Annotated in this window: 17 protein-coding genes, 2 tRNA genes and 1 other RNA gene; 10 read left to right on the top strand and 10 right to left on the bottom strand. The window is 65.9% G+C overall.

Annotated elements, in window-relative coordinates; genetic code table 11:
- The first annotated feature begins 110 nt into the window (after positions 1–110).
- From QP457_RS04775 to QP457_RS04755, 5 genes are all read left to right on the top strand, one after another.
- Positions 111–203: transfer RNA gene (locus tag QP457_RS04775), tRNA-Ser, on the top strand.
- A gap of 473 nt (positions 204–676) precedes the next feature.
- Complete coding sequence (locus tag QP457_RS04770) at positions 677–913, top strand: hypothetical protein (protein ID WP_205405098.1); 237 nt, start codon at positions 677–679, stop codon at positions 911–913.
- 156 nt (positions 914–1069) lie between these two features.
- Positions 1070–1225 (top strand): hypothetical protein, encoded by a 156-nt coding sequence (locus QP457_RS04765; RefSeq protein ID WP_205405127.1) that lies wholly within the window; start codon positions 1070–1072, stop codon positions 1223–1225.
- 68 nt (positions 1226–1293) lie between these two features.
- Positions 1294–1746 carry a hypothetical protein gene (locus QP457_RS04760; protein ID WP_205405099.1) on the top strand — a complete coding sequence of 151 codons (453 nt, stop codon included), beginning with the start codon at positions 1294–1296 and terminating at the stop codon, positions 1744–1746.
- A gap of 38 nt (positions 1747–1784) precedes the next feature.
- Positions 1785–2228 (top strand): GNAT family N-acetyltransferase, encoded by a 444-nt coding sequence (locus QP457_RS04755; protein ID WP_205405100.1) that lies wholly within the window; start codon positions 1785–1787, stop codon positions 2226–2228.
- A gap of 54 nt (positions 2229–2282) precedes the next feature.
- On the opposite strand, the gene QP457_RS04750 is transcribed toward QP457_RS04755, so the two are convergent.
- The gene (locus QP457_RS04750; protein WP_205405101.1) at positions 2283–11513 is read right to left on the bottom strand and encodes an autotransporter-associated beta strand repeat-containing protein; all 9231 of its coding nucleotides are present in this window, start codon (positions 11511–11513) and stop codon (positions 2283–2285) included.
- A gap of 368 nt (positions 11514–11881) precedes the next feature.
- The gene (gene sugE / locus QP457_RS04745; protein WP_180163736.1) at positions 11882–12199 is read right to left on the bottom strand and encodes a quaternary ammonium compound efflux SMR transporter SugE; all 318 of its coding nucleotides are present in this window, start codon (positions 12197–12199) and stop codon (positions 11882–11884) included.
- 299 nt (positions 12200–12498) lie between these two features.
- Here sugE and ffs point away from each other — a divergent pair.
- An RNA gene (gene ffs / locus QP457_RS04740) (signal recognition particle sRNA small type) lies at positions 12499–12595 on the top strand.
- A 76-nt stretch (positions 12596–12671) separates the two neighbouring features.
- Here ffs and QP457_RS04735 read toward each other — a convergent pair.
- From QP457_RS04735 to QP457_RS04725, 3 genes are read right to left on the bottom strand one after another with little or no spacing between them, the layout of a single operon-like run.
- The gene (locus tag QP457_RS04735) at positions 12672–13061 is read right to left on the bottom strand and encodes a nuclear transport factor 2 family protein (protein WP_205405102.1); all 390 of its coding nucleotides are present in this window, start codon (positions 13059–13061) and stop codon (positions 12672–12674) included.
- Positions 13058–13825 (bottom strand): MBL fold metallo-hydrolase, encoded by a 768-nt coding sequence (locus tag QP457_RS04730; protein ID WP_205405103.1) that lies wholly within the window; start codon positions 13823–13825, stop codon positions 13058–13060. Before QP457_RS04730 ends, QP457_RS04735 begins: the two co-directional genes overlap by 4 nt.
- Entirely contained in the window at positions 13825–14574 is a 750-nt protein-coding gene (locus QP457_RS04725; RefSeq protein WP_089239126.1) for a 3-deoxy-D-manno-octulosonic acid kinase, read from the bottom strand. The genes QP457_RS04730 and QP457_RS04725 overlap by 1 nt, the downstream gene beginning before the upstream one ends.
- 20 nt (positions 14575–14594) lie before the next feature.
- On the opposite strand from QP457_RS04725, the gene QP457_RS04720 reads away from it, so the two are divergent.
- Entirely contained in the window at positions 14595–15641 is a 1047-nt protein-coding gene (locus QP457_RS04720; protein ID WP_100551682.1) for a glycosyltransferase family 9 protein, read from the top strand.
- Between the two features lie 118 nt (positions 15642–15759).
- On the opposite strand, the gene QP457_RS04715 is transcribed toward QP457_RS04720, so the two are convergent.
- Both QP457_RS04715 and QP457_RS04710 read right to left on the bottom strand, forming a co-directional pair.
- Complete coding sequence (locus QP457_RS04715; RefSeq protein ID WP_032977378.1) at positions 15760–16164, bottom strand: DUF6165 family protein; 405 nt, start codon at positions 16162–16164, stop codon at positions 15760–15762.
- Positions 16165–16434: 270 nt separating this feature from the next.
- Positions 16435–16525: transfer RNA gene (locus QP457_RS04710), tRNA-Ser, on the bottom strand.
- 168 nt (positions 16526–16693) lie between these two features.
- Here QP457_RS04710 and QP457_RS04705 point away from each other — a divergent pair.
- A complete protein-coding gene (locus tag QP457_RS04705) occupies positions 16694–17398 on the top strand; it encodes a protein phosphatase 2C domain-containing protein (RefSeq protein WP_099819184.1) in 705 nt (234 codons plus the stop codon).
- A gap of 270 nt (positions 17399–17668) precedes the next feature.
- Here the strand turns inward: QP457_RS04705 and dnaQ are convergent, their stop codons facing one another.
- The 3 genes from dnaQ to QP457_RS04690 are packed head-to-tail and all read right to left on the bottom strand — an operon-like array spanning position 17669 to position 19511.
- Positions 17669–18397 carry a DNA polymerase III subunit epsilon gene (gene dnaQ / locus QP457_RS04700; RefSeq protein WP_180163733.1) on the bottom strand — a complete coding sequence of 243 codons (729 nt, stop codon included), beginning with the start codon at positions 18395–18397 and terminating at the stop codon, positions 17669–17671.
- A 4-nt stretch (positions 18398–18401) separates the two neighbouring features.
- Positions 18402–18854, bottom strand: a complete 453-nt coding sequence (gene rnhA, locus QP457_RS04695) for a ribonuclease HI (RefSeq protein ID WP_025878155.1) — start codon at positions 18852–18854, stop codon at positions 18402–18404.
- Between the two features lie 12 nt (positions 18855–18866).
- The gene (locus tag QP457_RS04690; protein ID WP_205405104.1) at positions 18867–19511 is read right to left on the bottom strand and encodes a hypothetical protein; all 645 of its coding nucleotides are present in this window, start codon (positions 19509–19511) and stop codon (positions 18867–18869) included.
- Between the two features lie 11 nt (positions 19512–19522).
- Between QP457_RS04690 and gloB the strand changes: the two genes are divergently transcribed.
- Together gloB and QP457_RS04680 are read left to right on the top strand one after the other, a co-directional pair.
- Entirely contained in the window at positions 19523–20287 is a 765-nt protein-coding gene (gene gloB, locus QP457_RS04685; protein WP_205405105.1) for a hydroxyacylglutathione hydrolase, read from the top strand.
- Entirely contained in the window at positions 20284–21486 is a 1203-nt protein-coding gene (locus QP457_RS04680; protein ID WP_180163730.1) for a lytic transglycosylase domain-containing protein, read from the top strand. The genes gloB and QP457_RS04680 overlap by 4 nt, the downstream gene beginning before the upstream one ends.
- Positions 21487–21821: the final 335 nt, after the last annotated feature.

Below are 21821 nucleotides of genomic sequence, written 5' to 3'. Positions count from 1 at the left end.
TGTGCCACGCCTGTCCAGCCCTCTCGCCCTGCAAACCAGTGCTTGTGTCCTGCCGCTGCGCCCGCTAGAATCTGCGCCCCTGCTGAGGCGTTTGCCGATGGCAGGGATCCGGAGAGGTGTCCGAGTGGTTGAAGGAGCACGCCTGGAAAGTGTGTAAGCGTCTAAACCGCGCTTCGGGGGTTCGAATCCCCCTCTCTCCGCCAGATAAATAAAAAAGGCTGCCCTTCGGGTGGCCTTTTTTATTTATCTGGCTGGGGACGCGAAGTGCGCTGCGCGCGCTTCGCCCCAGACGTTGCTGCGCAACGTCCGGGCCCCTCCCTTTGCCTGCCTCTCCCCGCCCTGTCGGGGCAGCCCCTCAACAGAGGGGCTTGTTCCTCCAGATGCGCGGACATGCACGAACGGCGGCCGAAGGCGGGTACCGGGGCGCAACCCGCACCGGGATCGGGCGCATGGATTCACCCGACAATTCCCCGGTGATGGGGGGCTACGCCCCCAGGTATTCCGCCCACGGCCTTGTTTCGAGAAGGCCCTTTGCGCGGATGACCTCTTGGTCTTGACGCTGAACGTAGACGCTCGTCCCTCCGGGCCCATAGTTGTGCCCCGATACCGCATGGTCACTCATCACGAAAGGCGTCGTCAGCGGCAAACAGCCCCTACAGTCGAGAATCACGGGCCAATGCCTTCCAAAGATTTTGTCCGTCTCGTTGTTTCTGTCCAACCGAACGCGGATCAGTTCCATCCTGAAAGCAACCTCGCGGCTCCCAACAAGCGAAAGCAGAATGCAATCACCGGGGGAGAGCTTGGCTGGCGTGCCCGCAAGCGCATATTTCTGGTGCTTCACAACTTGAAGGATGGTGTCTTCACTCGTCCTGAAAATGATCATCTCGCCTCCCTAGCCCTCTCGCCAATGTAAGCACTGCAATCTCAAATCGTGATCCGAATGCCACGCGGTTCAAGGGGTCAGGCTCGACTCAACAGCCTCTCCTTCTCACCGCTCCCTATCGGCGCAGACCCACAACATAGGGGCTTGTTACTCCGGATACGTCAATTTGCTCAACGCCATGCGTGGATGCTCGCAGCGGCTTCCCACCGCTGTACGCTGTGGCTGGCGGTCCCGATCTATCTGCTGTGGAGGCAGCAGCGCTCTTTCGCCAACGGCGGTGTCTACCTGTTCCTGGTGAGCTTCGAGCTGATGTACGCCGTGCTGGCGGGAATTTCAGCCTGAATGTCGCTAATAGCCTTGAAGGGCATCAGTGACCGGTATTCAATTGCGCTCCCCTGAAGGAAACCGCCATGAGCCGCCCGGACCTGATCGCAATCGAGCACGACGACTATCATGCGGAACATGTCGGACAAACCGCTGACGGGAAGCAGTTCTTCCTGACGACGCCCTTCGTCCCCAGCTCCACCGGAGGCGGAGGCGGAGGCGGAGGCGAGTACATTGCTCTCTATCTTTTCGATACGGCTGGCAATCTGCTTGAGGCCCGCATCGACGAGCTTGGCCAGCGTGCAACCTTGGACCGGGCAGAGCGCAGGCGTCTCTACGAGGCACACCTTAATGAACTGGGCGAAGTCACCTATCAGAGAATCAATGTCGCACCATTCGCTCTGGAGCGCTTCGGCACTACCTTTGGACTCGTGGTGCGCCCGCCTTATGACGATGAAGATGTTTGGGCAGTGGAGATGCAACCGGGCAATTACATGGCGTTCTTCGAGCCTTGGGATAGCGGGATCTATGACACCTGATTTCCGCGCATGACCCTGATCTTGAGAATCGAGGCCTCGTGAACTTCCGCCTCTACCGCCCCACAGACATCACCGCCTGCCTGTCGATCTTCGACAGCAACGTGCCCACCTATTTCGCCCCCCAGGAGCGAGGAGACTTCGAACGCTTCCTGCATGAACACGCCGCGCAGTGCGTATTCCAGGTGATCGAAGTCGAGGGCCAGGTGGTGGCCTGTGGCGGCCTCTGGAACTGTGGCGAAGGCAGCGCCAGCTTCTGCTGGGGCATGGTTGAACGAGGTCGCCACAGACAGGGGCTGGGACGCGCGCTGGCAGTGGCCCGCCTGCACCAGGCTGAAGCAGACCGGTCGATCCAGCGCATCACGCTCAGCACCAGCCAGCACACGCAGGGCTTCTATGCCGGCCTCGGCTTCCAGGTGGTACGCGTAGTGGCCGACGGCCACGGCGCCGGGATCGACGCCGTGGAAATGGAGCGGGTGCTGTAGCCCCCGCTCCCGACGGATCCACGCATGCCGTGGATCTATCGTTGGCAAACCAGCTCAGAACCCGACGCGCAGGTTCAACTGGCCACCGATATCGTTGCGACCGTCACCATGCTGGCCCTGCACGAACAGCGACAGCTGGCTGCTGCGTCCCAGGCCAACCGCTACGCCGACCTGGCTGACCAGCGCATTGCGCGCCATCACGGCACTGTAGGCATCGAACGCATTGCCACCGACGGCGAAACTCTGCCGGCTGGCTACGTCGGTGTCACCGGACGCGTGCTGCCAGCCCAGCCCGACCGTCAACTGTGCCGGATAGCGCTCGCCGCTGCCCACATCCCAGCGGCCGCGTACGCCGACGGTGCTGACATTGAGCGTGTCCTTGCCGCCCTCCAGCACCAGCGCTGCGCTGCCGCCCTGCTCCACCGCGCGATCGCTGTCCACCCAGTGCTTGGTGAACTGCACGTACGGCTGCAGCTGCGTCCTGCCATGGGTCCAGGTCCAGCTGCCTTCGATCTGGGCGATGGTGACATCCGAATCCTGGCGGCTGTGCAGCGTCTGTGCCAGCAGCGGCACTTCACGCGTGGTGCGCGTGCGGTAATCACCGCGCGACACGCTGCCACCGACCGCAAACCCGTTGTTCCACTCGCCCTGCGCATACAGCCCATAGGTATTGCCACGCAGGCGTGCACGCGACTGGCGATCGTACAGCCGCGTGTCCAGCCGCTCGCTGCCCGCCGCCGCACCCAGCACTACATGCTCGCCGAGCCTCCAGTCGACACCGGCCATCAGTGCATTGCGGTTGGCACGGATCTCGTCACCGTTGCCATCACCGTCCTGCTTGAACACCTTGCCGCTACCGGCCAGCCATGCCGAAGCGCGCTCGCCACGCACCGTCGGCAGCTCGCTGCCCAGACGCTGGCGGATGCCCTCTTCCAGGTAGTTGTCGTACAGCAGCACTGCACGGCTGGCCGCATGCACTTCACCGGAGAGCTGGTTGAAGGCGTTGCGCGCGGTGGCGGTGTCGTAGGCCAGCAGCGTGTTGTACAGGCCCAGCGCCGCGCCGGTCTGCGGCAGGCTGTCCAGCGCCGATGCCACGCCCAGCTGGTTGCGGGTCTGCGCAGCAGTGACGAAGGCCGCTGTCTGCTTCACATCGATCTTCAGCTGCGCGGCATTCGGTGTATAGACCGGGCTCAGTGAGAGGAACGCCGAGGTGGTGGTTGGCGGCACGAACTGCCCGCTGACGCCGCCGCCTGCGTTGATGATCGTGTACTGCTGGCCCTGCTGGTAGCTGGTGTTCGGGTCGATGGCATTGACCACCACCGATGCACCGCCGATGTTCGCGCTGCCGCCCACCTGCACCACGTCACTGCCGGTAGCGCCCAGGTCGACCGACAACGTGCTGCCCGGTGCCAGAGTCAGGTTGCCACCCACGGTGATCGTGCCCGCACCGTTGCCGCCACTGCTGCCATTGCCTGGGCCGTTGCCCGGCGACAGCACGCCGCCATTGCTCACGGTGACGCCGCCAGCGCTGCCACCGATGGTGCCGGTACCCGACAACGTGGTGCCGCTGCCGATGGTCCATTGGCCACCGATGGTGCCGGTGACATTCAGGCCACCGCCGGTGACCTGGCCGGTACCGGTGAATCCGCCACTGTTGCCGCCCAGGTTGAGCGGGCCCGGGCCGGCCTGCACGATGCTGCCCGTACCACTGATGCTGCCACCCAGTGTCGTGGTGCCGCCGGTGTTGACCACCAGGCCACCGTTGTTGGTGATGTTGCCGGTGATCGCGCCGCTGGCGCCGCCGTTGCCGATCTGCACGGTGCCACCAGCGTTGATCGTGGTGCCACCGGTATAGGTGTTGTTGCCGGTCAGGGTCAGTGTGCCGCTGCCCGCCTGGGTCAACCCGCCGCTGCCACTGACCACGCCGCCAAGCGTGGTGTTGCCGCCGACATTGAACACCAGGCTGCCGTTGTTGTTGACGTTGCCGGCGATCGCACCGCTGGCACCGCCATTGCCGACCTGCAGCGTAGCGCCGGTGTTGATGGTGGTACCGCCGGTGTAGGTGTTGTTGCCGGTCAAGGTCAGCGTGCCGGCTCCGGCCTGGGTCAGCCCGCCGCTGCCACTGACCACGCCACCGAGCGTGGTGTTGCCACCGACGTTGAACACCAGGCTGCCGTTGTTGCCGACGTCGCCGATGATCGCCCCCGTGGCACCACCGTTGCCCACCTGCAGGGTGCCACCGCTGTTGATGGTGGTGCCGCCGGTATAGGTGTTGTTGCCGGTCAGGGTCAGCGTGCCGCTGCCCGCCTGGGTCAGGCCACCGCTGCCGCTGAGAGTCCCACCGAGTGTCGTGTTGCCCGACAGGTTGACTACCAGCGCGCCGTTGTTGGTCACGTCGCCAACAATCGCACCGGTCGCGCCGCCATTGCCGATCTGCAACGTGCTGCCCCCGTTGATGGTGGTGCCACCGGTGTAGGTGTTGTTGCCGGTCAGGGTCAACGTGCCGGTGCCAGTCTGCACCAGCCCACCGCTTCCACCGATGGTGCCGCCGAAGGTGGTGCTGGCATTGCTGCCGCCGGTGGTCAGCGTGGAACCGCCCAGCACCACGTTGCCGCTGGCAACACCGGCAAGGCCACCGATGCTCTGGTTGCCGGCCGCACTGATATCCAGCGTTCCGGCGCCGGCCAGATTCACCGTGCTGGCCGAGGACAGGCTGCCACCGGCGGCGACTGCCAGGGTGCCGCTGTTGATCGTCGTGGTACCGGTGTAGCTGCTGGCACCGCCCAGGGTCACCGTCGCTGCGCCATCCTTCAGCAGGTTGCCGGCGCCGGCGATGTCGCCGTCCAGCGTCAGCGGCGTGCCGCCCAGCAGGGTCAGCGTGCCGCTTGCCAGCTGCACGTTGTTGCCCAGGGTCAGCGGCACACTGCCATCCAGCGTGGCATCGCCGCCGACGGTCAGCGCGCCGGTACCCAGGGCACCATTGCTGCCCAGCGACAGACCACCGGCATTGAGCGCCACTCCGCCACCGAAGGTGTTGCTGCCGGTCAGGCCGAGCACGCCCGCACCGTTCTTGACCAGTCCACCGCTGCCGCTGATGTCGCCGGCAAACGTGCTGTTGCCCGCTGCGTTGGTGGTCAGCGTGTTGCCGCCAAGGCTGATCGTGCTGCCGGCAACACCGGACAGCGTACCGATGGCCTGGTTGCCACCGCTGGAGATGTCAAAACCGGTACCGGCGTTGGCCAGGTTCACCACGCCGGTTGCGGCCAGGCTGCCACCGGCACCGATCGCCAGCGTGCCGGCGTTGACGGTGGTGCCGCCAGTGAAGGTGTTGGTGCCGGTCAATGTCTCGGTACCCGTGCCTGCCTTGATCAGGCCACCGGTGCCGCCGATCGAACCACTGAACACGCCGTTGGTGGAATCACCGATGGTCAACGTGTTCGCACCAAGGTTGACCGTACCATTGCCGATCAGCGTGCCGAACACCTGCGTGCCACTGCCCGCTGAAAGATCGAAGGTGGCACCCGTGGCGAGATTGACGATGCCGCTTGCGCTGAGGCTGGCACCGGCACCGAGGGCGAGCGTACCCGCGTTGATGTTGGTCCCGCCGGTATAGGTGTTGGTGCCGTTCAACGTGAGAGTAGCAACGCCGTCCTTGGTCAGGCTGCCGGTACCCGACAGATCGCCATTGAGCGTGAGATCGTTGCTGCCAAGTACGGTCAGGCCGGCGTTGAGCACCAGGTTGTTGGCCAAGGTCACCGCGCTGCTGGAATCAAGCGTGGAAGCGCCGCCGACCGTCAGCGTGCCCGTACCCAGCGCCGTGTTGTTGCCCACCACCAGGCCGCCGGCATTGAGGGTGACGCCGCCACCGAAGGTGCTGGCACCGTTGAGCGTCTGCACGCCACTGCCATTCTTGACCAGTCCACCGCTGCCGGTCAGGGCGCCGTTGAAGGTCGCGTCGGTGGTGCCTCCCAGAGTCAGGTTGTTGCCGCCCAGCGACACCGTGCTGCCGGCAACGCCCGCCAGCGAACCGATGCCCTGATTGCCACCGGCGGAGATGTCGAACGTGCCGGTACCGGCCAGGTTCACCGCACCGGTCGGCGACAGGCTTCCGCCCGCGCCGATCGCCAGCGTGCCGCTGTTGATGACCGTACCGCCGGTGAAGGTATTGCTGCCGGTCAGGGTCACCGTTGCCGCGCCGTTCTTGATCAGGCCACCGTCGCCAGTGACTGCCCCGCCCAACGTCAATGCATTGCTGCCGAGCAGATTGAGCGTCGCGCCGGCCAGCAGGCCGATGTCGTTGCCGAGAGTCGCGGCAATGCTGCTGTCCAGCGACGCGTTGGCGCCCACGGTCAGCGCGCCGGTACCCAGCGCGGCATTGTTGCCGACCACCAGGCCGCCACCGTTGAGTGCCACCCCACCACTGAAGAGGTTGGCAGCGCCCAGCGTCTGGATGCCCGCGCCGTTCTTGACCAGCCCGCCGGTACCACCGATCACGCCATCGAAGGTGCCGTTGTCGGTGCCGCCAAAGGTCAGCGTGTTGCCACCCAGCGCCACGGCGCTGCCGGCGACGCCGTTGAGCGCGCCGATCGCCTGGTTACCCGCGGCCGAGATATCGAAGCCGGTGCCCGGCGCGGACAGCGTAACCGCGCCTGTTGCCGCCAGGCTGCCGCCGGCACCGATCGCCAGCGTGCCCGCATTGATCAGCGTGCCACCGGTGAAGGTGTTGGTACCGGTCAGCGTTTCAGTGCCGGTCCCCTCCTTGATCAGGCCACCTGTGCCGGCGATGGAGCCGCTGAAGACACCGTTGGTCGGTCCGCCGACAGTGATCGAGTTCGCCCCCAGGTTGACCGTGCCATTGCCGGTCAGCGTGCCGAAGGTCTGGGTACCACTGCCCGCAGAGAGATCCAGGATGGCGCCGGTGGCCAGGTTGACGATGCCGCTGGCGGCCAGGCTTGCACCTGCCCCCAGTGCCAACGTGCCGGCATTGACATTGGTGCCGCCGGTATAGGTGTTCACACCGTTCAAGGTGAGCGTGGCAGCGCCGTTCTTGGTCAGGCCGCCGGTGCCGGAGATCACCCCGTTGAGCGTCAGCGCATTGCTGCCCAGCACGGTCAAGCCGGCGTTGAGTGCGATGTTGTTGACCAGCGTCGCTGCCAGGCTGGTATCGAGCGTCGCCGCACCGCCCACGGTCAGCGCACCGCTGCCCAGCGCCGCGTCATTGCCGAGCACCAGGCCACCGGCATTGAGGCTGACGCCGCCGCCGAAGGTGTTGACGCCGGACAGGGTCTGCACCCCTGCGCCCACCTTGACCAGACTACCGCCTCCGCTGATCACGCCGCCGAACACCGCATTGGTGGCGGTGCCGAAGGTCAGTGAATTTCCGCCCAGCGCAACCGTCGAATCGAGCACGCCATTCAGCGCACCAATGGTCTGGCTGCCGGTTGCCGCCGATATGTCAAAGCCCGCGCCAGCACCGCCGAGGGTGACGTCACCACCGAGAGCCAGGCTGCCGCCCGCGCCAAGTGCCAGGGTTCCAGCGTTGATCGTGGTGCCGCCGACGTAGGTGTTCGCATTGGTCAGGGTCAACGAGGCCGCACCGTTCTTGACCAATGCACCATTGCCGGCCACCACACCGCCGAGCGTCAGCGCATTGCTGCCCTGCAGGGCAAGCGTGGTACCCGAAGCCAGGTTGATCGCGTTGCCTACGGTGTAGGCTGCTGCAGTATCCAGCGTTGCATTGCCGCCGACGTTGAGCGCGCCCGTTCCCAGAGCGTCGGCATTGCCCAGCTGCAGGTTGCCACCGTTCAACGCCAGGCCACCACTGAAGCCGTTGGCGTTACCGAGAGTCAGTGTACCGGCGCCGTTCTTGACCAGACCGCCGGTACCGGACACTACACCACCGAGCGTCAGTGCGTTGCTGCCGATCAGCGTCAGTGCCGAGCCTGCGCCAAGGTTGACCGCATTGGTCAGATCAAGCGCAACGATGCCATCCAGGCTGGCGTTCGCAGCAACGTTCAGTGCGCCGGTTCCCAGCGCTCCACTGTTGCCCAGCAGCAGGCCGCCGCCGGCCAGGCTCAGGCCGCCACCGAAGGTATTGGCACCATTGAGCGTCAACACCGTGGCGCCGTTCTTCACCAGGCCACCGTCGCCGGACACCACGCCGCCCAGGGTGACGTTCTGGCTGCCGGGGAGCGTAAGGATCGCACCGGTAGCCAATGCAACGTTGTTGATCAGGTTCAGTGCGGTCGATCCGTCCAGCGACACGTTGCCACCGATGTTCAGCGCGCCGGTCCCTGCCGCTGCGCTGCTGCCCAGCACCACGCTGCCGGCATTGAGGTTCAGACCTCCGCTGAAGCCATTGGCGCCGTTCAAGGTCAGCAGCGAGGCGCCGTTCTTGGTCAGGCTGCCGACGCCGGAGATGTCGCCGGCCAAGGTGATGTTGTTGCTGCCCCCCAACGTCAGCTCCGCGCCAAGGTTGACGAGGTTGCCCAGGTTGAGCGCGGTAGTGCCGTCCAGCGTCGCAGCACCGGTGATGCTCAGCGCACCGGTTCCCAGCGCACCGCTGTTGCCCAGCAGCAGACCGCCGGCATTGAGCGCGACGCCGCCGGTAAAGGTGTTTGCACCGGACAATGTCTGTACGCCGCTGCCGGTCTTTACCAGGCCTCCGCCGACGCCACTGATCACACCGGCGAACGTCTGGTCGGTCGCACTACCAAAGCTGAGCATGTTGGCGCCCAAGGCTACGCTGCTACCGGCCACGCCGGACAGCGCACCGATGGTCTGATTGCCCCCCAGGGAAAGATCCAGCGCCGCCCCGGCCCCCGACAGGCTGACCGCGCCGGTCGCGGCCAGGCTGCCGCCACTGCCTAACGCCACCGTGCCGGCAGCAACGTTCAAACCGCCGGTGAAGGTATTGGCGCCGGTCAGCGTCAGGGTCGAAGCGCCGCTCTTTATCAGGCCGCCATTGCCACCCAGGACGCCGCCCAGCGTCAGCGGCTGGCCGCCCAGCACGTTCAGCGAACCACCTGCGGCAAGGTTGATGTTGTTGGTCAGGTTCAACGCCGCGCTTGCATCCAGCGTGGCGGCATTGTTGATGTCCAGCAGGCCGGTACCCAGTGCCGTGTTGCTGCCCAGCAGCAGGTTGCCGCCATTGACGACCACACCGCCGCCGAATGTGTTGGCGCCATTCAACGTGAGCAGTGCGGCGCCGTTCTTGACCAGGCTGCCGTCGCCGGAAATCACACCGTTGAATACCAACGGCTGCCCGCCCTGCAGCGCCAGCGAACCTCCGGTGCCAAGCGAGACGTCGTTGCCCAACGAAAGCGCGGTTGTGCCATCCAGAGTGACTTCAGCACCGACGCTCAACGTACCTGTGCCCAACGCGTTGCTGTTGCCCAGCAGCAGCCCGCCGCCGTTGAGGGCCACGCCGCCGGTAAGCGCGTTGCTGCCCAACAGGGTCTGTATGCCGGTACCCACCTTGATCAAGCCGCCCGTGGTGCCGGTGAAGTTGCCAGCGAAGGAGGTGTTGCCGAGCCCGCCGAGGGTCAATGTGCGGGTGCCCAGGTTCACGGTGCCGCCGAGCCCTGCCAGCGAACCCACGGTCTGGTTGGCTGCAACGGTGAGGTCCAGCGTCGTGCCGGTGGCCAGCGTCAACGCACCGGTGGGCGACAGACTGCCACCCGCACCGAGCGCCAGCGCCCCCCCGGTGATCGAGAAACCGCCGGTCAGCAAATTCGCGCCGCCCAGGGTCAGCGTGCCCGCACCGCTCTTGATCAGGTTGCCCGCACCCGACAGTGAACCATTGAGGGTGACCGCATTGCTGCCGAGCAGATTGAGGTTGCCACCGCTGTTGACGACGATGTTGTTGGCGAGGTTGAAGGCCCCGCTGGTATCCAGCGATGCGCTGCCGCCTACCGTCAGGCTGCCGCCGCCAAGTGCACCGGCATTGCCAAGCAGCAAGCCACCGGCGTTGAGGTTGACGCCACCGGAGAACAGATTGGCGCCGCCCAGCGTGACCACGCCGGTGTTGTTGACGGTCAGGCCGCCCGCCCCCGAAAGCACGCCACTCAAACCAAAGGCGTTGGTGCCGCCCAGGGTCAGCCCGGCATTGAGGGCGAAGTTGTTGCCCAGGGACAGGCCTGTACCACCTGCAGCGATCGCGCCGCCGTTGACGGTGAACAGCCCGGAACCGAACGACGTGTTGCTGTCGAAGTTCACCTGGCCACCGCCGAGGGTGATCGCCCCTGTTCCAGACCACGGTCCCTGCAGATTCCAGGTGCCGCTGTTGACGGTCAGCTTCTGGAAGCCCAGATAGTTGCTCCAGCCGATGCTGGATACCGGACCGTTGTTGCCGGCGTTGTCCTGCAGTACCAGCGTGTTGTTGGCCGCACCGGTACCGGCACCTGCGTTGACCGTGCCTGCAGCCGCAACCTTTACGCCGGCAATGCCGGTCAGCGTACCCGCGCCTGCAACGCCGCCACTCGCGGAGACGCTGGAACCGGCAACGGCCGTGAAGGTATTGCCGCCGGTCGAGTCACCCAGGTGCACGCTGCCGTTGACAGTGCCCGCATTGAGGAATGTATTGCCGCCAGAGGCTCCCAGGCCGACGCGTCCGTCGATGGTGCCGCTGTTGGTCACATTGGCTGCCGCGCCGCCATAGGTCACCACCGTGGTCGCGTCGGACACACTGCCAACGCCGATCAACGACGTGCTGATCAGGCCGGTGTTATTGACGGTGGTGGTACCGTTGACATTCTGTGCCACCAGCGCCTGTCCACCGAAACCCAGCAGCGTTGCGATGTTGACGACCCCCTTGATCTGGCCGCCTGCATTGTTGTTGACGACGATCGCGCTGTTGTTGGCCGAACCATTGCCGACGACCAGGCCGGGCGAGGCGAGGATGATCGAGCTCGGATCGATCGTGCCACTGTTGTTGACCGTCACGTTGTCGCCGCTCAACGTCGCCGCGTTGCCACCACCGATAACCGGGGGCGTGCGCAGCGTGGCCCCCGCCAGTACGTTCAGCGTGATGCCGGAGGTAGCGTTGGTGTAGTTGTTGACCGTAGTGCCAGGGTCGCAGGTAACGACTGCGCCCACCGTGTTGCACGCCGCGAACGCCGAACCACTGGCCAGCGTGGCGGCTAAGGCAACCGCCAACTGGTGCGTCCGCAATCGCGGCAACCTTGCCGAGGTGGCGGCACTTCCGCCGGGATTCTGGGCGACCTCCGAAGCAACCTGCATTACGCCGAGGGCACGATTGAAAACCAGACGGTAAATGCGGTTCATCGGTAAATCTCCATGAAATGACCGGTGGCACAGCAGGCAGGTTTTTTTGAGGTGATGTCGTCCCGCCCTGCCCCACCTTGGGAGCAAGACCTGCGGTATCAACCCTGGAAAACACTCACACTTTCACGTCCAAGCACTGCAGGAGCTGCGTGCCCCTGCACGTCCGTCATCGCGAAAACTCCCCGGTTTCGCCTGACGAATGGGCGCACTGTGCGACCGCCACCGCCAGCACCACGTGAATCCGGCACGTTATTTTCATGATGGCCGTCAAATAATCACGGCAGTCGTCACGACTTTGCCGAATATGCATATTCTCTTGTTCCGGCTAAACGGGAATATCCTTATCCCCGTCACACCAGTTACCAGCCTCAGCTGCTGGAGAGTTTCATCAGCACCAGGCCAGCGACGATAAGCACCGCTGCGCCAATCCGCATCGGGCTGACCTGCTCGCCCAGGAACACGATGCCGACCACGAAGGCGCCGACCGCGCCGATGCCGGTCCAGATCGTATAAGCGGTGCCCAGCGGCAGGCTGCGCATGGCGATGGCCAGCAGCCAGAAGCTGGCGATCATGCCGACGATGGTGATGACGGTGGGGGTGAGTTTGGTGAAGCCTTCAGACTGCTTCATCGACACGGCCCAGACGATTTCCAGCAAGCCGGCAAACAACAGATAGATCCAGGCCATGACAGCCCTCCTTTGGTAGGGCCAGGCCGTCCTGGTCATTGAATCCCGATGTGGGGGAGGTCGTTCCTCCTGCGGCCGGATTCTAGCAACGGCAGCAGCCCCGGGCCGATGCCGCAGGCAACGGGTTACATCGGATTCAGCGCGTGAAGCTGGCATCAGCACCCATGCCTGCGCTAGAATGCGCGTCTGCCATCGGTCAACTGATGCGCAGTCCGGCTGTGGTCTCCGGCGCACGACGCGCTGCTTCCCCTGATCCGTGAATCGGCCGCCTCCGGGCGGCCAACGTCTCTATGGTGGCCCCGTCGGCCCCTCGCGACGCTAGGTCGAAAACTCCGCCAGGGCCGGAAGGCAGCAACGGTATCGATCGACGCGGGCGCCGAGGTCAGCCGGCGGGGCCACCGCCTTTTCAGGCGATACCCCGCCCCTGATGGATGCCAACCCTGGTTGCCGCCCTTCGCGGCATGGCCCGGCGCTACCGCGCCTCCGGCGTCCCCTGATGGAACGCCACCCGCCAGCCCGTTGGATGCAGACGCCACAGCGAGCTGCGCAGCACCCAGCGCTGCGGTTGGCCATCGACGTGATAGCGACTACGGTAACGCACCTGGGCCAGCCCCTCTGCCAGCATCCACACGGCGTACTGGCCCGACTCGATCACCACCTGCGCACGCTCCAGCGGGATCTCTTCCAGCGCGGTCTCACGGCCGTAGCACTGGCCGGAGCTGCCGATCTCGCTGAAATCCTCATCCAGCAATGCCGCCAGACGCTGATGATCTGCGCGCACCTGCGGGCAATGCAGTGCACGTTCCAGTCGCTCCAGCTCGGCAGCCAACGCCGGCGTTGCGGCGTGGCCAGCGCTGCTCACGGCGGATCCTGCGCCAGTACGTGCGGAGCAGTCGGCGTGGCCAGCACAACGCACTGCCCCGGCTGTGCCACCCGGTGCCCGCGCGCGGCCAGGGCCTGGCCATCGGCCACGCTGGCGTAGTGGTACAGCATCATCCGTGCCTGCAGCTCGGTGCTGTACTCGCGCTCCAGGTCATCCACGCCGGTGTGCGAAGGATTGCCATGCAACCCGCAATCGTGGGCGATCAGCTCATTGTCATTGGCAAAGCGCGCCAGCATTTCCGGAATCGGCCGGGTATCGCCGCTCCAGGTCAGCGCGCCCTGCAGGCGCAGGCCATAGGCCGTCTCCGGCCAGTGGTGGCGCACCGGGAACACTTCCAGGCGCACACCCTCGTGCCAGAACGCATCGCCCACCACGATCAGCTGGAAGGCATCCCAGAAGTTGGCGCCGCCCTCGGCCAGCACGTTCGGGTAATCGCCGATGCGCTTGTGCAGCAGCGGCACCACCGTGGCCGGCACGTACAGGCGCACCTTGCCGCGCCGCTGCGCGCTGAAGAAGGTGTCCACGAACAGCCGCTCGAAACCCGCCACATGGTCCAGGTGTACATGGGTGACGAACAGCGCCTGCGGCATATGCCCGTAGTGCGCCTTGAACGCGGTCAGGCCTTCGCCGCCGCAGTCGATGGCCAGCCACGGCCGGCCATCGCGCTCGATCACCGACATCGGCGAACCCAGCTCGACCGCCGACGCATTGCCGACGCCGAGGAAACGCAACGACCAGTCCATCAGGTGCCCCGGTTCCAGGCCATGTCATAGGCGCGACGCAGACGCGCGTAGTCTTTTTCCACGTCTTCCACGCTGCGCTCGCCGCGCAGCTTGATCAGCGAGCGCAGCAGGCGCTTGAGATTGCGCTCGCGCCAGGCGGTGGCCGGGATGCGGATCACCCCGCGATCGAAGTCGATCAGCCAGCCATGGCCGTTGCCGTCGAACAGGATGTTGTGCGCATTGAGATCGGCATGGTCCAGGCCGGCACGGTGAAAGCGCGCGATCATCCGCCCGGTTTCCTCCCACGGCGCACCGCGCCCGGCCACCAGCGCGCGATCGGCCAGCGAGCGCACCCCTTCGATCCGTTCCATCAGGATCGCGGCGCGGTAGCGCAGGCCTTCACGCATGTAGAAGGCGGCAATCGGCCTGGGCACCGGCAGCTTCTTCTCGCGCAGCGCGCGCATCAGCCGGAATTCGGCAAAACTGCGGGTCCGGTCCGCGCCCCGCCAGATGTACTGGTCGTGGCTGATCCGGGCCGCCAGCCCCCCGCGCAGGTAGTGCCGCAGCACGCTGGGACCGAACGGCGCATCCACGAACCAGGCACTGCCGCGGCCGCCCTCACCCACCGGCCGGGCCTTGCCGGCCCAGTGCTGTGGCGAGAACAGACCGATGTCGGCTTGCCGCAGCCGCTCGCGGTCGAACAGAATGGCCCCGATGCCGCGACCCTCGCGGCATGGCGTCAGCGCTTCATTGGCGTCGAATGCGACCATTCCTTTGAGTCTAACAACACATGGCATCAGCGTCCTCCTCCTTGTGTCTTCTGCGCCTGTCCGCTCTTGGCGATGTGACCCACGTAGTGCCGCTGGTGCGCACCCTGCAGGCCGCGCGTCCGGACACGCCGATCCACTGGATCATCGACAAGGTCGGGCAGAAGCTGCTTGATGGCCTGCCGGGCGTCACCTTCCATGCCTACGACAAGAAGACCGGCATGGCCGGGGTGAAGGAACTGCGCAAGCAGCTGCCGCCCGGGCGTTTCGAGGCGCTGCTGCAGATGCAGGTGGCGTTCCGCGCGAACGTGCTGTCGGCCTTCATTCCCGCCGAGCGCCGCATCGGCTACGACCGCAGCCGCTCCAAGGACCTGCACGGCCTCTTCATCAACGAACGCATCGCTGATCGCCCGGGCATCCATGTGCTCGATGCCATCGGCAGCTTCTGCGAGCCGCTGGGCCTGCGCCAGACCGACGTCAGCTGGGACCTGGCCGTACCGCAGGCCGCCTATGACTGGGCCGCTGCGCAATGGCAGGACGATGGCAGGCCGGTGCTGATGATCTCGCCCTGCTCCAGCCACGTGCGCCGCAACTGGTACGCCGACCGCTATGCCGAGGTCGCCAACCATGCCGTCACGCGTGGTTGGCGGATCGTGCTGTGCGGTGGTCGCAGCGAACTGGAGCGCAGCATGGCCGACGCCATCCTGGCCCAGCTGGATGTTCCGGCGCTGGATCTGGTCGGCAAGGACACGCTGAAGCAGTTGCCGGCATTGCTGGCCCGCGCCAACCTGGTGATGACGCCGGACTCCGGTCCGATGCACATCGCCAATGCCATGGGCGCCAAGGTGCTGGGCCTGCACGCGGCCAGCAACCCGAACCGCAGCGGCCCGTACTCGGACCGCCGCTACTGCGCGGACCGCTACGACGACGCGGCGCGCAAGTACCTGGGCAAGCAGGCCGCCGACCTCAAGTGGGGTACCAAGATCGAATTCGACGACGTGATGGAATTGATCACCGTCGAGGACGGCATTGCTGCGTTCGAGCGCTACGTGGCTGACCACCTGGGCTGAGTGGCGGACCGAACGGCTGAGCGGGGTCTGGTGGGTGCGGGCCCTGGTCCGCACCGTCCCGCAGCCCGGTGGCTCCATCCACGCATGGCGTGGATCCATTGCATCGGGCTGCCTGGGATTACGCGCGCTGCGTGTAGTCCTGGTAGGACTTCTCTTCCACATAGGCCGAGCCCAGCGCCAGGTTGATCGCCTTCTTGATCCGCGCGCGTTCGTCGTTGCGCAGGTACACGCTGCGCGCCAGGTCGATGAACCCCTGATCGAAGGCCTGCGCCTTGTCCTTCAGGCGGATGTCGTCCTCGATCTCCCACAGCTGCTCGTTGACCGCCTTCAGCTCGGCACGCAGCTTGGCAATGTCCTTCACTGCCGCCGGGTGCGCCATCCAGGTGGTTTCCAGCGCGGACAGTTCCTTGCGTACGTTGGCCAGCTTGCCTTCGTCACTGATGCGCTCGGACTTGATCTGCAGGATCGAGATCTTGTCCAGCAGCTCGCCGAATGAAACGGGGACGAGGATTTCAGCGGTCATGGAGGCGCTCCAGCAAATGATGCGCACATGGTAACCCGCAGCGCACGGCGGGCAGAGGCATCCACGCATGGCGTGGATCTACTGATCTGTCTGGAGGAACAAGCCCCTCTGTTGAGGGGCTGCCCCGACAGGGGCGGGGAGAGGCCGGCAAAGGGAGGGGCCCATTCGTTGCGCAGCAACGCATGGGGCGAAGCGCGCAAAGCGCACTTCGCATCCCCGCGCCAGATAAAAAGAAAAGGGCTGCCTTTCGGCAGCCCTTTTCTTTTTATCTGGCGGAGAGGGGGGGATTCGAACCCCCGAGGCGCTATAAACGCCTGCCTGATTTCGAGTCAGGTACATTCAACCGCTCTGCCACCTCTCCAGATGTTCCCCGGCGAACCGGGGACGCGCATCATACGAGGAAGCGCGGCTGACGACAAGTCATTACGCCCGATGAAGTGAAATTTTCCTGACTGCATGGCTTGCCGGATGTCCGCTTGGCCGTGATGATGCCGTTCTCCCCGGCATTACCCCGTCCCCAGCAGCCACCATGATCGAATTCGGACATCTCACCCACCCCGGCCTGCGCCGCGAGCTCAACGAGGACACCTATTACGGTGACGGCGAGCTGGCCCTGTGGCTGGTGGCCGACGGCATGGGCGGGCACGCCTGCGGCGAGGTGGCCAGCGCACTGGCGCGCGAGACCATCGTCCGCGAGATCCGTCGTGGCGCGCCGTTGGCGCAGGCGATCCGCACGGCCGACGAAGAGATCATCCGCGCCTCGCGCCGGCGCAACGACAGCCTGCCGATGGGCACCACCGTGGTCGCTGCACGGGTGCAGGGCAACCGCTACGAAGTGGCCTGGGTCGGCGACAGCCGCGCCTATCTGTGGCGCGATGGCCAGCTTGCCCAGCTCAGCCAGGACCACAGCGTGGTGCAGGAACTGGTCGCGCAGGGCAACCTGACCGCCGAGCAGGCGCGCGCCCATCCCCACCGCAACGTGGTCACCCAGGCACTGGGCGTCACCGACCCGGCACACCTGAATGTGGCAACCACCAGCGGCGAGCTGCGCCCGGGCATGCAGTTGCTGCTGTGCAGTGATGGCCTGACCGAGGAAGTGGATGACCGCGGCATCGCCCGCACCCTCGCCTTCGACGATGCCAGCGCGCAGGAATGCGTGGACAGCCTGGTCGCCACCGCCCTCGACGGCGGCGGTTCGGACAACATCACCGTGATCCTGGTGCGCTGCCACTGAAGCCGGCTGGAGGGAAGCCCCCTGAGTCAGGGGGCGGCCGCGAAGCGGCGGGGGTATGGATGCTGGTGAGACGGGGCCCACGATTTGCAACGCAAATTGTGGGGCCGCAGCGCGATTGCGCTGGCGCGTCATCGGACAACATCACCGTGATCCTGGTGCGCTGCCACTGAGCAACGGCATCCACGCATGGCGTGAATCTACAGTAGAGCCACGCCATGCGTGGCTGCGTTTCGCACCTGTCATCCCGCCATGCGTGGCTGCCGCGGTCGCCTACGCGCTCGCAGCCTCTTCCACCTTCGGGCCATCCCACAACGCGTGGCCAGCTTTCTTGCGCAGCCGCTCCAGGCGCGCCGCATGTGCTTCCTGTTCCGACGGCGTGGCCACCACGCGCGGGCGCGGCAGCAGCTTGGACGCATCGAACGCCTGCAACACCGCAGCGCCACCGGCATCATCATCGCCCAGCCCGAAGCCGATCTCCTCCTGGCCCGAGGTCAGTGCGATGTACACATCGCCCAGGATCTGCGCATCCAGCAGACCGCCATGCAGGGCGCGGTGCGAGTTGTCCACGCCCAGCCGCTTGCACAGCGCATCGAGCGAGTTGCGTTGACCCGGGAAACGCTCGCGCGCCAGCGCCAGGGTATCGATCACCGTGCAGCGATCGGTGATCTTTCCGTACTGCTCGCCGAGCAGGGACAGCTCGTTGTCGAGGAAGCCCAGATCGAACGCGGCGTTGTGGATGATCAGCTCGGCGCCATCGATGAAGGCCAGGAACTCCTCCACGACCTGCGCAAACTCCGGCTTGTCTGCCAGGAATTCCAGGGTCAGGCCGGTGACTTCCTGCGCGCCCTGTTCGAATTCGCAGTCGGGCTTCAGGTACTGGTGATAGGTGTTGCCGGTCGGGCGGCGCTTGAACAACTCGACGCAGCCGATTTCGACGACGCGGTTGCCCTTCTTCCACTCGAGGCCGGTGGTTTCGGTATCAAGGATGATCTGACGCATGCGCTCAGTTTACCGGGCTGCCGTCGCGGATCTGGATCGCGGCGTTGCGGGCCAGGGTATCCACGCGTTCATTGTCCGGGTCGCCGGAGTGTCCTTTCACCCAGCGCCAATCGATCTGGTGCCGCAGCGTGGCGGCCTGCAGCCGCTCCCACAGTTCACGGTTCTTCACCGGATCACCGCCGGCGGTCTTCCAGTTCTTGCGGATCCAGCCCGGCAGCCACTGGGTCAGGCCCTGCCGTACGTACTGCGAATCGGTGTAGAGGACGATCTCGCAGGGCTCGGTCAGCGACTCCAGGCCGGAAATGGCCGCCATCAGCTCCATCCGATTGTTGGTGGTATGCGCTTCACCACCGCTCAGTTCGCGCTCGTGCCCCTTGTAGCGCAGCAGCGCCGCCCAGCCGCCGGGGCCGGGATTGCCGAGGCAGGAACCGTCGGTGTGGATTTCGATGGTTTTCAATACAACTCCAGATCAGGTAGCAACGGTGCCGTGCCAGCGCACGGGCAACGGGGTCGGCCCGGGCAGGGCCAGCGTGCGTTTTTCAGCGTGGAACAGGCAGGCCGCGCGCAGGGGGGCCCAGCCGCCGCGACGGCGGCTGCCGGCCCCCTGCCACATCGGCCCCAGGTAGCGCGTGTCCTCGCATTCCAGCCCATGGCGCTCAAGCAGCTGGCGGATCCGCTGCGGCGTGCGCACCGCCAGCCCGTGCTGGCGCCATCGGGTGCGGAACGGGCTGAACGGATTGAGGCTGGTCAGCCACAGATGGCCGCCGGGCATCAACACGCGTTCGCATTCGTCCAGCAGATGGTCGGCATCACCGACGGTCACATGCTGCAGCACGATGGCGTTGACGCTCTCATTGGGCAGCGGCAACGGCAGTGCGCAGCGGGTATCGCCGGCGTAACCACTGCCCTCGCGGTGCAGGCGCAGGCCACGCCCGCCCAGCTGCGCATCGGCCAGCCAGGCGGCGCTGGGGGCGATCCACAACCAGGGCCGGGCCGGCAGCAGCGACAGCTGCGGCAGCAGCAGTTGCCGTTCAAGCACGCGCAAGGCCTCCGCCGGTTCGCTGTCGAACCACGGGGCCTGGCTCGCTTGACGGGTGCTCTGCAGCGCGGGCATGGTCCAATTCTATGCGACTGACTGCCCTGCCCGCATTTGCGGACAATTACATCTGGATGCTGATCGCCGACGACGGTGCTGCCGTGGTCGTCGATCCCGGCGATGCTGCGCCGGTACTGGCGCTGGCTGCCCAAGGCGTGCGCGTGGACACCATCCTGCTCACCCATCACCACGACGATCACATCGGCGGGGTAGCGGCGCTGCAGGCGCGTTTCCCTGGCGTGCGCGTGGTCGCACCGGTCGAAGAGCGCATCCCGATGGCCACCGAGCGGGTCGGCGAAGGTGAACGTGTTCAGGCACTGGGCCAGATGTTCCACGTACTATCCGTCCCCGGGCACACCCGCAGCCACATCGCGTTTCACACCGCTGAACAGCTTTTCAGCGGAGATTCGTTGTTCAGCCTGGGCTGTGGACGCCTGTTCGAAGGTACGCCGTCCCAGCTGCTGGCATCGATGCGCAAGCTGGGTGCCCTGCCCGCGCAACTGCTGCTGTGTTGCGCTCACGAGTACACCGTGTCAAATGCCGTCTTCGCGCGGCATGTCGACCCCGCCAACGCTGCCTTGTTGCAGCGCCAAGAGGAGGCTTTGGCCATGCGCCGCGATGACCGTTCCACCCTGCCAGTATCCCTGGCCGATGAAATTGCCTGTAATCCGTTCCTGCGTACCCACACTGCGCCCATCCGCGCGGCCGTGTCGGCGCACCTGGGGCGCGAGGTCGTGGATGACGTCGACGTCATGGCCGGTCTCCGGCACTGGAAAGACGGCTTCCGCGCATGAGTCGCCGAAGTCTGCCGCTGGCCCTGGGTCTCGTCCTGGGGTTGGCCGGAACTGCCGGCGCACAATCGCTGGGCGCCGGCATCAGCCAGAACCTGACCGCCGCCTCGGCCCTGCCGTTGGATCCGTCGACGCTGCCGGCTGCATCGGTACGCAACGGCCAGGAGATCTTCTCCAGCTTCCGCGACGGCCTGGCTGAACCCACCTGTGACGCCGAGGCGACCAGCCCGCGCTGGCAGAAGCAGTTCGCCCACGCCCCTTCGCGGCTGGCCAACCAGGATGATGACGCGCTGGTGCTGTTCGGCTATGTGGTCGAAGAGCTGCGCAAGGCCAACCTGCCGACCGAATTCGCCCTGATTCCCTTCGTCGAAAGCGGCTACCGGCCCAATGCCCGCAACGGCAGCGGCCCGACCGGCCTGTGGCAGTTCATCGCTACCACCGCACGCAACCATCGCGTGCCGATGAGCAACAACTACGACGGCCGGCTGTCTGCAGTGGAGTCCACCCAGGCCGCCGTGCGCTACCTGAAGACCCTGCATGGCATGTTCGGTGGCGACTGGCGCCTGGCCACCATGGCCTACAACGCTGGCGAGTACCGCGTGCTGCAGTCCATGCGCAAGGCCGGCATGAACGCGCAGAACGCCAAGCCGGCCGGCCTGCCCGGGCTGTCGCCGGTCACCCACGCCTACGTCGAGAAGCTGCATGCCCTGGCCTGCGTGCTGGAAGACGTGGAAGACCAGCCGGGCGTGATGGCCTCGCTGGACCGCACCGTACCGGTGCTGAAGGATCACACCCTGCCGGCAGGCACCAGCGTCCAGCAGTGGGCCGCCCAGCGCGCCCTGGACCCGGCGAAGATCGCCCGCTTGAATCCGGCACTGGCCGCCGGCAACCGCCCGTCGGGCACGGCCCGCGTACTGGCCCCGGTTTCGGCGTCCAGCGCGAACGTAGCCGACATCGCCAGCACGACCGTTGCCACCGCACTGGCCAGCACCGCCAGCGCGGCGCCGAGCCCGCAGGTGGCAAAGGTGGTCGCGTCGGCTGCTGATCGTCCGCGCAACCGCCGCCACACCGTGCGCAACGGCGAATCGGCATGGACCATCGCCCGCCGCTACGGCATGCCGGTCAAGGCACTGTTGTCGCTGAACGGCTTGAGCGGCAGCAGCGTGCTGAAGCCAGGCGCGGTACTGCGCGTCGAAGACTGAGGTCGGCGCGGCGCTGCCGCGCGGTTTCCGGCCAACGGCGGAGCCCCTCGCGGGTGGCCCGGATCGCTCGTATGCGGTCGGGCAGGTGAGCTGCGCAGGGGCCGCTGCAAGTACATCCCTGTAAGCTCGGTCGCCGCATCCATGCGGCTCACGCCCCTGCGCAGCCCACCTGCCCGGCCGCGGACAGTTTCCGGCGGCACCCACGGATCAGAAGATGAAGAGCAGGAGCAGACGCGTGTCGCTTCTGGTAGCGGCCGACCTTGGTCGGCACTCATTGCTCGGGTCACGGTTTGATCGAGGTTGCAACAACAAAAAAGGCCCGGCAATGCCGGGCC

Source organism: Stenotrophomonas sp. As-7 (assembly GCF_030291015.1).
GTDB classification, from domain to species: domain Bacteria; phylum Pseudomonadota; class Gammaproteobacteria; order Xanthomonadales; family Xanthomonadaceae; genus Stenotrophomonas; species Stenotrophomonas lactitubi.
The sequence above is the reverse complement of the archived record's forward strand: the minus strand, read 5'-3'. Positions and strand labels throughout refer to the sequence as shown.